Genomic DNA, 13,276 nt, shown 5'->3' on the forward strand with positions numbered 1-13,276 from the left:
TGCAATCTCGTCCGGATCCGAACTGGTTTCGCCGCGCGCCAGCACCTCGCCATCTTCATCGACAACACAGATCGACACGGATTTGACGGACACGTCCAGACCAACATAATGCAACATGGTCGTTCTCTTTCACGGCTGGTTTTGCTGAGGCCGATCTTATCGGACCTCGTTCGCCCTGGGAGAGCGGCCGCCGCAAACACACCATGTCATTCGATGCGAAAAAAGTTTAATCGAACCAAACATTTTCGCTTCTGATTTTCACAATAGAGCCAATATCCCTCGGTCACAAGCTTGATGTTCGCAGTGGTGCGGAATCCACGGATTTTCTTCCGTGACCACTCCAAATTGCGCGCGGTTTCTGCTTTCTGGTCGGAAAAAAACGACTCGAGGCGGAACCGCGAAGATCTGAGGTTCCGATGGCAGGCTTGGCTACATTCAACTTCAAACTCTCGCAGCTTTACCCAGGCTCAGGCGAGCACAAGCTCAACACCTGCGGCAATCCGGACTGCTCCAACTTCGGTCATCCTATGACGGAGCGCGCGGCGCGGCGGGAACTCTGGCGATCAAAGCGGCCTGACCTCACTCCAGAACAGCTCAAGCTCTATGAGACCAATGGTCCTGGCGCTTACAAACTGGCCGGCTCCAAGGCGAAGCATCTTCGCGTTTCCAGCGCATTCCAGTTCGAGGGCAATCCTCACGAGTGGTCGGATCAGCGGACCATTCGGTGCCTCGGTCAGACACTGGATGGCTCACCATGCAATTCAGGGTTCTCAATTCTCTCCCCAGACCATCTGACGGAAGAGGTCGACCGGTTGCGAAATTACAATGGCGTCCTCGACGGACCGTCGTGCGGTGCTTGCGGGGTGCGTCTGCTCGACAAGCCTGAAGAGTTTGCACTGAATGGCGCTCATGAAAGAACAAAGGACCGGGACGGCAAGCCTGCGAGGATAAACGCTGCTCCAAAATCCATTCGGGTGGTGCACAAACCGTGCAAGGGCAAGAAAGGGGCGCGCTTTTCTGTGTCCTTGCCTCATGCCGGGCAAAAGAACACCGCGGACAACCTTCGCATCCTCGGTGCAGTCCTGAACAGTGCAGGTATCATTGATATTCAGAGAACCCTGAGCATTGCGACCGGTAAAAGCATCGGCATGTCCCGCATCTACGATCGCATCGCCTGGTACGAGGAGGTATACCTTGCCTACGAGCGCGAGATGCTGCGCCGCTGGAAGGCAAAGGTCGAAAAGAGCGGCGAGTTGATCGAACATCGCCTCAGCCATGATGACATGGTTCTGACAGTGAACTGGGAAACCGCGGCAGACCGGCAGAATACCCAGTTGAACTGCGCGATCACCGCCGATGCACGTAGTGGTTACGTGTATCGGCTCGATGTTGATTTCGATCCCAGGGTTGCACCCCTTGATGTTTTCAACTCGACTTATCTGGACGAAGACGGGCAGCCTCAAAACCTCTCGCAAGAATACCCCGGGAGTAAGGTCGCATCGGCGCCGAAGTTTTCATGGCAGCGCCCAACTGGCCGGTTTCATGAAAGCCAGTTCTTTGGGGCCTGCGTGAACGAGATCCGAGCGTTCCAGATACGTGCCAAGCGGCGGATGCCAAAGAGGACGAAGGATCAGCAGGACGAACGCAACGAGATCATGGACCGCACCGACGGCATGATCGCCAAGATCCGCGAGATCTCCGAAGGTTGGTTTGGGTTCCCCTTCGATGACACCGATGAACGGGGACCGTTCAAGGGCGTCACCACCCGGGACACTTACACGAAGGGGGCGCACTTCATCCTGCTGAAGGAGATGCTGCCTTACGGCTCAATAGTCCTGACGACGGAACAGGAGGCAACACTTCCACCTCTGCTGCCTCATATATTCGACCAGGAGATCCGCGAGAACCGCTTCACCTGGCTTGCTATGTCATTCAATAAGAAGGCGACAAAGCCGGAAAGGCAGAGGCTGGTCAACGGCTATCGCCGCGCACGGAAGAAGTTCCGTGATAAAGGATTATATGACGGCCGGTTTGATCCGGACACTGACGAGAAAGTGATCACAGAAGCGTTTATCGCCAGCGGCCTCTCAACAGCACTTAGGGGCACTTCGTCGCCGTTTCAGATATCCAACTATAAAATCGGGAGCTTTCCAGGCCTGTGGGTGAAGTCGCCAACAGAGGCAAGCGGTGAGATCGGCAAGGTGGTTGGATTTCCAATCGTGCCCCGCCCGCTCCGCCAAACCCTCAAGCAGGTTCCATTCAACCAGGAACAGCTCGATGCCGATCTGCGGAGAGAATTGGCGCCGTTGGTTTACAAGGCGACCTTTCAACCCGTAAGCAGCTTCATGAACTCACTGCGCACGCGCCTCAGCGTCGCTGACCGGGCCGGCAACGGTGGCGCGCGCGTTGGTGGAACCTACATTCAGGGGGCAATCTTCAATCCGAAGATCCTGGTTTCAATCCTCAACATCTACCGGGTCCACTACAACTTCTTCGAGGAGCGCAGCTATGCCTGCCCCTATGCAGAGATCGACGACCTGATAGACCCGCCGGTGATGATACAGCGGGGGATGCCGATACCTGGGACAGATGAATACGTCGACCTCCCTCCAAAACCAAAGCGGATGCCAGCCAAGAAGACGCCAGCCATGAGGCATGGCATGGATGCCTTCACCAAGAAGAAGGATGGCTCCGAGGTGCCTCCTGACCTCTATCGCGTGCTGTATCGACCATGGCTCTACATGGGCACAAAGCTGGGCACCCGCTTTGAGCGGTCACGGAAAGCCAGGAAGAACTCAAACAGCAAAAGTTGAAGAGGGCCGCATGTCAGGGTGGAAAATACTGATTACCAGCTGCCCCGCGACACGCGGGACAGAGGCTTGCACGGTCCCGGATCAGAACAGGAAGACGAAGTTGTCAACCTCGGTCAAACCGTCATTGGGGCTATTCGGCACCTCCAGCGTGATCGACGTCACGTCGGTGATCCCAATAGAGACCAGACCCGTCGTTCCCGCCGTGATGACCACCGTCTGGCCGTCATTCCCTGTCAGGGTTAGCCCGCCGTCAGTTTGCAGCACATCGATATCCGTCAGAGAGAACGCGCCACCGTCCGCCCGGGTGATGACAAAGTCGTTGTCGGCAAGGCCGACAGAGTTGTCATGGAACATAAGCGAGTTGTTCTGATCGGTATGACCGCCATCGGAGGAAAAGACAAAGCCCTCCTCGCTCCAGTCTTCGGCCCGGTTGATGCCGGTAAAGGCAACAGTTGCCATATCGGCGACGGTGCCGATGTAGATCATTCCGCGGTAGTCCTCACCCACCTCGTCGTGCAGTCGCTTGGGGACATGCGCCAAGAGGGTTCCGGTGCTTGTGAACGGCGCGGCGATGAATGGGCAGGGCCTCGCCCCAGTGCGCGCAAGCGCGGCTTCAAGGCCAAGAGCGCCGTCGACGATCACGGTGCCGTCGAGGATGTCCCGCACGATCTCTTCGCCGACAAGATCCCAAGCAGACCAAGTGTCCCAGTCGACCTTCACCTTGCGCCGTGCCCGGCTGACCACGTCCTTGCTGACGGTCCCTTCGAACAGGCCGAACAGCGTCCGCTTGCATCACACAAGCACGAAGACATTCTCCGCGAAATCGTACTTGTCCTCAAGAGGGCCAGCACCGTACTGAGCGTGGAAGGAAGGATCAAGCGCAGTAAACACCATGTTCCCGTCGCCAAATTCCTTCGCTGCCGTGAACGTTCGCCCGTCCGAAGCATCTTTCGTGGAGCCGCCGTTGCCGTCGGTAGCGGTGTAGTTGATGGCAAATGTGTCGCTGTCCCCAACTGCCAGGTCGTCAAAGTTTCCAAGCGGATCAAAATCCAAATCCCCGTTTTCGGACAACGTCAGCCGCCCGGTGCGGCCGCCAAGTGATGTGACGAACACGGACGTCGAGCCAGAGAAGGGTGATCCGGTGATATGAGAAACACTTAACACAGCGCCATCCGGGTCGGTGTCATTGCTGAGAACATTCAGGCTGCCAGCCGAATTCTGGTCAGTTGTCAACTCACCCAGCATGGTGACCGGCGCATCATTTTTACCGGTCACGGTGATTACCACGTCGTTGGTGGCAGTGGCGCCGTGGCTGTCGGTCGCCTCGATTGTCACGGTCACATCGCGTGTCTCTCCTTCACCCAGATCCTGGAAGGCCCCGCCGGGATCAAAACTCAACGTGGTTCCGCTGATCGTTGCTGTACCTTCGGACGGCATGCCAATAACGGCATAGGTCAGCGTGGTTCCGTCATCGTCACTGTCCACGTCATCGCCCAGGACAGCAAGATCGACATCAATGCTTGGTCCATCCTCCTGTGCTTCGCCGGCGCCGGCTGCCAGCGTCGGCCCGTCATTCGATCCAATCACAGAAACAACAATTTGAGCAGTATCACTTCTTGCGCCATGCTCATCCACAGCGTCGTAGAGGACGCTCGCTTCCACTGTCTCGCCTTCGCTGAGCCATTGGAATTGAGTTCCGGCAATAAATGTCGCCGCTCCGCCACCGGTGGTGCTGATGCCCCAGCTTCCATCAAATGGCGGTGAAGGTGAAGTTATCGATCCGCGGAAAATAAGATCGCCTTCAGGATCAAAATCATTGTCCAGGATATTTCCGAGAACCGTTACCCCGTCTTCGGAGGCCTCAAAGAAATCTGCAACCGCAACCGGAGCATCATTTGTGCCTGTTACGGTAATAACCACATCGTTTGACGCAGTGGCGCCATGGCTGTCAGTCGCCTCGATCGTCACAGTCACATCGCGGGTTTCACCGTCACCCAGATCCTGGAAATCCGGTCCCGGATCAAAGGTCAGCGTCGTGCCGCTGATCGATGCCGTTCCCTCAGCAGGCATGCCCGTGATTGCATAGGTGAGTGTCGTTCCATCATCGTCGCTGTCGACATCACCACCCAAAAGGGCAAGATCTACATTGATGCTCGGGCCATCCTCTTCGGCGGCTCCCATGCCCGCCGTCAGAGTGGGAGCATCATTGGTGCCAGTGACCGTGATTACAACATCATTTGACGCGGTGGCGCCGTGGCTGTCGGTGGCCTCAATGGCCACGGTCACGTCGCGGGTCTCTCCTTCGGCCAGGTCCTGGAAATCCGCGCCGGGATCAAAGATCAGTGTCGTGCCGCTGATCGAAGCTGTGCCTTCGGCAGGCGCACCAACAACAGCATAGCTGAGAGTGCTTCCGTCATCATCGCTGTCAACGTCGTCGCCCAGGGCGGCGAGATCCACATCGATGCTCGGGCCGTCCTCCTGTGCCATTCCGACGCCCGCGGCAAATGTCGGGCCATCGTTGGTGCCTGTGATGGAAACGGTGGCCAAGGCCGTGTCGAACGCTCCTGCCTCATCCGTTACCTTGGCGAGGTAGTTCAACACAACCCGTTCGCCTTCGGCGATGAAGTCCAAAACCGAAGGGGCGACCGTATAGGTAAATGCCACCTCGCCAGTATTCGTGTTGCCGGAATCTGGCGACAAAATCAGCGGTGTGGACAGCGCATCAATTTGCGCCTGCGACAGCGTGTTCGGACCTCGAGACCATCCGGCGTTCAAAAACTCAACGGTCACTTCCGGCCGGTCCGGCAGATCCGGATCAGCGAACTGAATTGAACCATCTGCGCTCAGCACAGAAGGGCTGTTGGCCTCACTCAGGCGAGCTGTATAGCTCGCAATGAACCTTGGCCCATCATTGGTGCCTGTCACGGTGATCACAACGTCGTTGGACGCAGTAGCCCCGTGGCTGTCGGTGGCCTCGATGGTGATCGTCACGTCCCGCGTCTCGCCTTCGGCCAGGTCCTGGAAGTCCGCGCCGGGATCAAAGCTCAGAGTGGTGCCGCTGATCGAGGCTGTGCCCTCGGTGGGCGCGCCGATGATCGCATAACTTAGCGTGGTTCCGTCATCATCGCTGTCAACGTCGTCGCCCAGAGCGGCGAGATCCACATCAATGCTCGGGCCGTCCTCTTGTGCGGCGCCACTACCTGCCGTCAGATATGGCGCGTCGTTGGTTCCGGTGACAGTACCACTGACAATAGCGGTTGCGGACGATCCGCCGGGAGCCTGGCTGGTATAGGCGAAGGCGAAGTTCACGGAAGAGCCCTGGGCGAGCCCGTCCACGTCGGCGCCGTCTGCGGTTAATGTGACCGTGCCATCAGATGCTACAGACAGGGTCGCCAGATGGGCGCCGCCAATGACAACATTCGCGCTATCGCCTGGCGCATAGCTTGTGCCGTTCAGCTCAAAGCCGATGACAGAACTGGACGGATCTGCCTCGTCATTGGCAAGGGCGTTGGTGCTCGCGCTGCTGTTTTCAGAAACTGAAATGAGATCATTCTGGGCCACGCCGCTGGCGGCTCCGCCGATCTTTGTTGATTCTGACCGCTCGCCACCCACTTCTCCGACCGACGTATACCTCAGGCCGATACTGGCAAAGCTGAGCATGTCCAGTGTCAGCGCATCGCTTTCATGGGAGAGAATGAAACTGGTCGTCTGGATGTCGTCATCACCAATCCCGGAAGTCCCGAAGGACACTGCGGCGTCGAACTTGCCAAGGGTTTTCACAACGTCGCCGTTTATGTTCACATCCTTGAGGACGCGTTCAATGGACCCCTCACCGTAGTTCTGGGCTGTTACATCAGCTCCCGTGGCGGTCAGCCCGCCATCGACGGTGTAGTCTTCAAGGTCAAAGAACAGCCCGCGCAAGTCGCCGATGCTGCTGGTTCCCAGAACATCGATGTCAAATTTCAAAGTGCCGTCGCTGAGCTCTGTAACGGTGATTTCAGTATCGACCACACCCTCGATGATAAAGGTTACGGTGCGTTCCATCTTTTCCCCACCCTGTAACTGAAGGCCCATTGCCTGGGCATTTTCCCAAACCGGAAGGCAGGCGAGTAGGTGGATATATTTTAACCTTTACAGGTTGATTTGGCCGTCCCGAATCGCCATCGCAACTGCTTGGGCGGCGGTTTGTGCCCCCAGTTTCTCGCGGGCGTGAAAAATGTGTTTCGACACCATTGTGTCCGAAATACCCATCGCCTCGGATATTTTCCCATTTTGCAAACCAGAGGCCAGATAACACAGAACGTCGCGCTCCCTTGGAGAGAGTGTGCGCTTGTTCACAAGAGTGAAATCTTTGGCGGATTGAATCCCTTGCCAGCTGAGCCAGGGGAGAAAAATCTTGCAGATTTGCAATATCGTGGCTTTCGCTTCGTCTGCCAGGACTTGGTCGCTCGAGTATTCTGAACAATAGCTTACAGCATAGCGGGAGCGCCCTGAGCTGTCTGAAATGGATGAGCTGACAATGGATTGAAATCCGGATTCAGAGACAAAGCCTGCAAAACCAGCACTGTCAGCCTCGCCTTCGGCATTCCATCCGTCCCGCGGACGCCAGACCAGGTCCTGGGTCTTGGAGGCAGTATGGCGCGCGATCAGGTCATGATTCATGAACCCTTCTGACAAATAGTCAACAATGACCGTTTCAGGAAGACTGCTTTGCATCCAGTCTATGATCCCGGAAGGTTTACGCACCTTTGCTGCGATTACCGCGCTTGCTCCAAGGTCGCCGAGTGCTTCTTTCACTGTTGCCCATCGTTGCTCGGAACTTGAACACTCGGCGAGCCGGAAAACGAAGTTCTTGACAAAATCTCCATTGGAACCTGGCATATCTCCCCCTCCCCGCGGCAAGCTCAAATGCACTCTTCATGTCCAAAATACCACACAAAGTAGTTTTAATGAATTTTCCCGTGTGCCACTGGTGGCCTCATTGCAGTCATAAATGAGACCCCAGACTCATTGAATTGCTTAGCCAGAGGATGACCGCTACGGCGGGAGAGATGGCGGACAAGAACACTTTTGTGCACCTGTCGTAGCGGGTGGCAGCGCGCCGACAATCCCTGAGCCGACCAATCATGATTTCAAAACGGTTGCGTTACTTGTACTTGCGTTTGTCGTAGCCCCGGTCGGCAATCCGCCAGGCTGCGACGGGACGGCTGCTTAGGAGCGCCCTTGCGCCGGTGTAGTTGATGATCTGACCAGCGGTCATGAAGAACCGAATGGGGCGGCCAATGGCGCCTCTGACGGCGTGCAACTTGGCGTTCATGGCAGGCGCCCATTCCACGGGCTCCAAACCCAAGCTTTCAAAGAGTTTCGAGCAGAGCCTATAGCCCTATTCAACACAAGAGACAGGATTTCTGAAATTTCGGGTATAATGAAGGACTTACTTTGAGCCTCGATGAGACAGATCCGTTTCAGTTCAACCTCATGCCACAGATCAAAACCGAAAATGAACGCTGTAATCATTTGAAAATATATACAAAAAATGCTGCACCTCAGTGAGGTGCAGCATGATCGAAAGTTCCGGCGCCGAGTTTAGAAACTTCGATGCATGTCCCACAACACGGAATGCGTCAGGCGCGAACCGGGGGCTTCTCAATTCAGACTGGATCAGCCTAGTCGAAAGGGTCTGGTTCCCGGCCGCCGGCCAAAGCGGCCCGCCGGGGCGCCTGCAGGTCTCCAACCATCTCGAAGATGCGGGAGCACACTACATCCTCCGGCGTTTCCATATCGGCCATCTTCTGCCAGAAATCCTCGTGCCGCGCATCGGCCAGCCGCTTGGCCTCCAGATACTCGGGCGCCGCCTTGAGGCCCTGATTGGAGCCCACCTTATAGGCGAGACCCAGCGCCACGCCGACGGCCCCGGCCAGTATGATGTCGCTGGTTTTCACTCGGCTTGTGGCCCGATGCGCTCAATGAACCTCTTGTTGAACTGCAGATAGACCTCGTTGCGGGCTTCCTTCAAGGGACGCAGCTTGGCCTCCCGTTCCCGGCCGCTCAGCGTCTCATCAGCATAGATGGCATCCATCTGGCCGCTGATGGCATTGCGCCGCTTGTCCGCCTGCCGCAGGGACACCCAAAGCGCATTCAGATCCTTCATCTCCTGCGTCATCGGGTATCCAATCTCCTCGGCCCGCTTCTCCTGCGCCCGCGCCTCCCGCACCGCATCGCGGAACTCAAAATAGCGGTTCTGGTTCAGAAAGTCACCGCTTTCGGTGTAGAGCACACGGGCAATCGGAACTTCATAGGCCTCGGTCTCGCCCAGCGTACCCTCGGCGGTGCGCTCCGCCAGACCGTACATTTTGCCCGCGAAACGCCCGGCACCGCCGGTCATGAACTTGAAGTAGCGGTCGATGTACTCCGGCGACACATAAAGGATGCCGGGCTCCAGCGGCGAGCCGCCGGTGGCGGTATTGAGGCCCTGCGCGAGGGCGCGCGACGGCGCGCTGGCGTTGTACTCCTTGTAGGACTGCGGGCCGTAGTCTCCATAGGGGTTTTCCGGGCGGATCGGTCGGCCCAGCCAGTCCCGGTTGTTGTCGAACTCGTTGGCGAAATCCGGAACCGTCGGCGCCAGCATCGAGAACCCGTCCTCGCCGGAGATGGGAGAGTACGCACCAATCGTTGCCTGGAGCAGCTGGCCCGCCGCCTCCGCCGGGGACTTCACGCCCCGCACGATCTTGCCCAGCTGCTGCCCGGCAAAGAAGAAGACGTTGCAGCCATAGGGCGGCGAGATCGTGACATAGCCTTCTTCGGTCAGCGGCGTTGCCACGATGATGTTGCGTTCGGACTTGTAGGCGGGCAGCTGGTCATACTCCAGCTCGCCATCCTCATCCTCGGCCGAGAGCATTGCTGCCAGCAGGTCGTTGGCGAAGCCGAACAGGATCATGCCGCCGACGATACCCTGCACCTGCTTGGACCTCATCGCCTTCAGGATGACGTGGGAGCCCTGATTGGCGGCATTGGCGAAGGGAGACCAGGCGTGCATGCTGGCACCGATTTCGCCGCGGCGGTTGAAGTTGACGGTAAGGTTCTTCGCCAGGCTGGCGGCATCGGCCTTGCTCCAGCCGTTGCGCCGCGCCTCGGCGTAGCTCTCGAAGGCCCGCGCGGTCATCTCCGGCATGGTCGCAAAGAAGGGCTTGCTCTTGCGCTGGTCGGCCACGGCCGAACGCACCTTCAGCCCACCCTTGCGAACAAGGCTCATCAGCCCGTCAAATGCCGCGACCAGCTCTGGCCGGATGCCATCGCTCAAGGTGCTGGTCCGAACCTCGGTGAGCAGGAGCGCGGACTTGCCGCCCTGGCGCGCGAAATAGTGGTCCATCGCGTGCCACCACTCATGCGCCAGAGATCCGGCGCCTTGGCCTTTCGTGAGGTTGATCACCACCTCGCCGGGCTCGTAATGCGCCGCCGCCTTGCGGCCGGAGCCGCGGGCGCCGAAAGCAAGACCCAGCTCACCGTTCAGAGATAGAGCTTTCGGAGGCACGTTGATTATCCCCGCTTGAAGTACCTGAGCGCATCAGGGCGCTTCCCGAGCGGAAACCCCCGGTTCTACTTCCGCCCGCCTGGGCAAAAGGGCATCCCGATGCCCGACGCGCCAAAGGACAGCCCGGCCTTCCTGAAAGCCTACCTTGCAGCGGCGGAAGGGGTCGGGCACCACCCTGCCCCTAATCACGCCTCCGGCTCGCTGGGCTGGGCAATCCGCGCCTACTTCGCCTCCGAGGAGTTCAAGGCCCTCGCGGCCATGACGCGCCAGCAGCGCCGCCGCATCCTGGAGGCCATCGAGGACGGCTACGGCCGCGCCCCCTAAGCCGGCGTCCAGGCCAAGCACATCCGAATGGACTTGTCCAAGCTGGACGCGCACCCGGCGAACAACCGGCTCAAGTGCTGGCGGGCGCTGTTCAAGTGGCTGCACGGCCGCGGAATGATCGACGTGGACCCGGCGGCCCATGTGCTTCCGCGCAAGGCCCCCAAGAGCGAGGGGCACACAGCCTGGACGCGGGCGGATCTCGAGACCTTCCGGGACCACTGGCCGCATGACACCCCGCAGCGCCTCTGCATGAAACTGCTCTACCGCTCCTGCGCCGCGATGGTGGACGCCTGCCGGATCGGGCCGGGAATGGTGAAGGGCGGGTGGCTGACGATGCAGCGCAGCAAGAGCCTCAGCCTTGCTGTCATTCCGTGGACCGCCGAGACCGCGCCTGACTGGTTCGAGTGGACCGGCGATCTGGACAAATGCCTGGAAGCCGCCCCGCGCCACAGGACCTACATCATCACCGCGAGCGGGAAACCGCGATCCGAGAAGGCCGCATCGCAATGGTTCTCCAAGGCATGCCGGGCCGCGGGCCTGGGAGAGGGCAAGAGCGCCCACGGGCTGCGCAAGCTGCGCGCGTCGATGCTGCGGGAAAACGGCGCGACCGAAGATCAGCGCAAGGCAATTCTCGGGCACGAGACCGGTGCGGAAGCCGAGCACTACAGCAAATCGGCTGACCTGCGGCGGGTCATTTCGGGAACAGAATTTCCAACTCCGCCCAACCAAGTTCCAACTTTTCGCGGTAAATAGCTGAAAACAAAGGCGCAAAATTTGGAGGTGGCGATCCCTGAAGGACTCGAACCCTCAACCTGCTGATTAGAAGTCAGCTGCTCTATCCAGTTGAGCTAAGGGACCGCTTGGCGCCAGTTATGACAGCCAGGCAAGCCGGGTCAAGCCGCGCCGGGCAGGGGCAGGTGCATAAAGACGGACCAGGGGTCCTCGGTGTAGCCCTCGAACGGCGGGCACTCGGCGAAACCGTAAGCCTCGTATAGCTTACGGGCGGGCAGGAATTCGGCAGTGGAGCCGGTTTCCAGGTAGACACCGGAGGCGCCCGCCGTGCGCGCCCGGGCCAGTAGGAACTCCAGCATGGCGCGCCCGGCGCCGCTGCCCCGCGCCTCTGCCGCGGTGTGCATGGACTTCAGCTCGCAGACGCTGCCCGAAAGCATTTTCAGCGCGCCCATGGCAATCGCCGTGCCGCCCTGGCGCAGCAGGAAAAACGCCACCTCCGGCGCTTCCAGACCGCTGCCGTCCAGCGCGTGGCAGCTTTCGGCGGGGGATTGCGCGGCCATCTGCGCCAGATGCCGCCGGATCAGCGCCACGGCCTCCGGTGCAGCGGGGCTTTCGCGGGTGATGGCAAAGCCGCCCCCCTGCTTGCCTGTTTCACCAGCGGTTATCGGGCGCGTCTCCACCATGGATGCGGACTCCTAAATCATCTCAGGCACTTGCAGATCCAATTCCGAAGCGCGCGGCACGAGTTCGCACCGAATCGGGTGCCAGACGCAATGGGAAACCTTCCGACGGAAGGAAAAAGACCCACAGAAGGCGAAGCTTAATACAGTGCGGGCGGCCTTTGCCCGCCAAAGAGGCTACCCGGGCAGTTCCGCCGCGCTCCACGCCGCCACGGCATCGCACGTGGCCGCCAGGTGCTCTTCGTGGCTGCGCCCGGTGACACGCTTGCGCGGTTTCAGGTCGTGATCGCCGTCCTCCAGCCACTTGAGGGTGATGCTCTGCGAAAGCCCGTAGCCCGCGACCTCCTCCCTGGTTCCGAACGGGTCCCGGCTGCCCTGGCAGATCAGCGCGGGCACACTCAACGCCGCCAGATGGGCGGTGCGCAGCTTTTCCGGCTTGCCTTGCGGGTGGAACGGGTAGCCGAGGCAGAGGAGCCCCGAAATACGGCCCCGGGCGCAGAGGTCATCGGCAATGAGGCTGGCAACCCGGCCGCCCATGCTCTTGCCGCCGATGATCAGCGGGCCTTCACAGGCAAGCGCATCCGCGGCCTTCAGGTATTCCTCCTGCAACACTTCGATCTTCGGCGGGGGGCGCTTGGGGCCTCCCGTCCGCCGCGCGGCCATGTAGGCAAACTCGAATCGCGCAACGCGCAGGCCGCGTGCGGCGAGGCCTTCGGCGATCGCCGCCATGAAGGCCGTATCCATCGCAGCACCGGCCCCATGGGCAAGCAGCACCGTCGCCCGCCCCGCCTCATCGCCGTTCAGAAGAAAATGGACCCCGCCGATGTTGTGCCCTCCGGATACAGGGACGGCGCCCAAGGGGACGCTCTTCAGGTTTACCGCAACTCTGCCTCGCCGCACTTCGCCCGGATTGCGCGGCACTATTGGGCCGGTATATTGCGGCTCTGTAAGTCGGGGCAAAGTTGTCTCCATGTGACTGGAAAAACATCATAAATTCAATTGCTTATTTTCGGCCATTCAGTGCTGGGAGTAAAGATGTCGCGGAATTCGGGGTAAGATCGCGCGAAGTCTAGGGTCAGGACCCATTGATTTTCGGCTATCGGCATGATTCACGGCTCGAAAACGAGCGGTGACCATGTCTGATCTTTTCTGGCTAACTGACGCGCAGATGGCGCGCCTTGAGCCTTTCTTCCCCA

The 13,276-nt window shown here is 59.4% G+C and carries 9 protein-coding genes, 1 tRNA gene and 2 pseudogenes; 3 read left to right on the plus strand and 9 right to left on the minus strand.

The window, feature by feature from the left end; all coding sequences use genetic code 11:
* Positions 1-416 precede the first annotated feature (416 nt).
* Positions 417-2,813: a hypothetical protein gene (locus tag ACOHX0_RS21085; protein WP_420679213.1), complete on the plus strand. Its 2,397-nt coding sequence runs from the start codon at positions 417-419 to the stop codon at positions 2,811-2,813.
* A gap of 456 nt (positions 2,814-3,269) precedes the next feature.
* On the opposite strand, the pseudogene ACOHX0_RS21090 reads toward ACOHX0_RS21085, so the two are convergent.
* From ACOHX0_RS21090 to ACOHX0_RS21115, 6 genes and pseudogenes are all read right to left on the minus strand, one after another.
* A pseudogene (locus ACOHX0_RS21090) lies at positions 3,270-3,602 on the minus strand (IS256 family transposase); the annotation flags it as partial.
* Positions 3,603-3,605: 3 nt separating this feature from the next.
* Entirely contained in the window at positions 3,606-6,857 is a 3,252-nt protein-coding gene (locus ACOHX0_RS21095; RefSeq protein WP_420679214.1) for a beta strand repeat-containing protein, read from the minus strand.
* An 87-nt stretch (positions 6,858-6,944) separates the two neighbouring features.
* On the minus strand, positions 6,945-7,694 hold the full coding sequence (locus ACOHX0_RS21100; RefSeq protein WP_420679216.1) for a response regulator transcription factor: 750 nt from the start codon (positions 7,692-7,694) through the stop codon (positions 6,945-6,947).
* Positions 7,695-7,800: 106 nt separating this feature from the next.
* A pseudogene (locus tag ACOHX0_RS21105) lies at positions 7,801-8,130 on the minus strand (transposase family protein); the annotation flags it as partial.
* Positions 8,131-8,479: 349 nt separating this feature from the next.
* On the minus strand, positions 8,480-8,755 hold the full coding sequence (locus ACOHX0_RS21110) for a hypothetical protein (RefSeq protein ID WP_420679217.1): 276 nt from the start codon (positions 8,753-8,755) through the stop codon (positions 8,480-8,482).
* Entirely contained in the window at positions 8,752-10,344 is a 1,593-nt protein-coding gene (locus tag ACOHX0_RS21115) for an LPD38 domain-containing protein (protein ID WP_420679218.1), read from the minus strand. The genes ACOHX0_RS21110 and ACOHX0_RS21115 overlap by 4 nt, the downstream gene beginning before the upstream one ends.
* A gap of 99 nt (positions 10,345-10,443) precedes the next feature.
* On the opposite strand from ACOHX0_RS21115, the gene ACOHX0_RS21120 reads away from it, so the two are divergent.
* Together ACOHX0_RS21120 and ACOHX0_RS21125 are read left to right on the plus strand one after the other, a co-directional pair.
* Entirely contained in the window at positions 10,444-10,668 is a 225-nt protein-coding gene (locus tag ACOHX0_RS21120; protein ID WP_420679219.1) for a hypothetical protein, read from the plus strand.
* A gap of 27 nt (positions 10,669-10,695) precedes the next feature.
* Complete coding sequence (locus tag ACOHX0_RS21125; RefSeq protein ID WP_420679220.1) at positions 10,696-11,421, plus strand: tyrosine-type recombinase/integrase; 726 nt, start codon at positions 10,696-10,698, stop codon at positions 11,419-11,421.
* A gap of 28 nt (positions 11,422-11,449) precedes the next feature.
* Here the strand turns inward: ACOHX0_RS21125 and ACOHX0_RS21130 are convergent.
* The 3 genes from ACOHX0_RS21130 to ACOHX0_RS21140 form a co-directional block, all read right to left on the minus strand.
* Positions 11,450-11,526: transfer RNA gene (locus tag ACOHX0_RS21130), tRNA-Arg, on the minus strand.
* Between the two features lie 35 nt (positions 11,527-11,561).
* Positions 11,562-12,083, minus strand: a complete 522-nt coding sequence (locus ACOHX0_RS21135; RefSeq protein ID WP_420679221.1) for a GNAT family N-acetyltransferase — start codon at positions 12,081-12,083, stop codon at positions 11,562-11,564.
* Between the two features lie 174 nt (positions 12,084-12,257).
* A complete protein-coding gene (locus ACOHX0_RS21140; protein WP_420679222.1) occupies positions 12,258-12,938 on the minus strand; it encodes an alpha/beta family hydrolase in 681 nt (226 codons plus the stop codon).
* Positions 12,939-13,276 lie beyond the last annotated feature (338 nt).

The sequence above is a fragment of the Cribrihabitans pelagius genome (genome assembly GCF_048820915.1).
Lineage (GTDB): Bacteria > Pseudomonadota > Alphaproteobacteria > Rhodobacterales > Rhodobacteraceae > Cribrihabitans_A > Cribrihabitans_A pelagius.

Excerpts from the sequence above, each read along its gene's own strand:
- ACOHX0_RS21085 (WP_420679213.1), top strand. The coding sequence starts at position 417 with ATGGCAGGCTTGGCTACATTCAACTTCAAACTCTCGCAGCTTTACCCA.
- ACOHX0_RS21095 (WP_420679214.1), bottom strand. The coding sequence starts at position 6,857 with ATGGAACGCACCGTAACCTTTATCATCGAGGGTGTGGTCGATACTGAA.
- ACOHX0_RS21100 (WP_420679216.1), bottom strand. The coding sequence starts at position 7,694 with ATGCCAGGTTCCAATGGAGATTTTGTCAAGAACTTCGTTTTCCGGCTC.
- ACOHX0_RS21120 (WP_420679219.1), top strand. The coding sequence starts at position 10,444 with ATGCCCGACGCGCCAAAGGACAGCCCGGCCTTCCTGAAAGCCTACCTT.
- ACOHX0_RS21125 (WP_420679220.1), top strand. The coding sequence starts at position 10,696 with ATGGACTTGTCCAAGCTGGACGCGCACCCGGCGAACAACCGGCTCAAG.
- ACOHX0_RS21135 (WP_420679221.1), bottom strand. The coding sequence starts at position 12,083 with ATGGTGGAGACGCGCCCGATAACCGCTGGTGAAACAGGCAAGCAGGGG.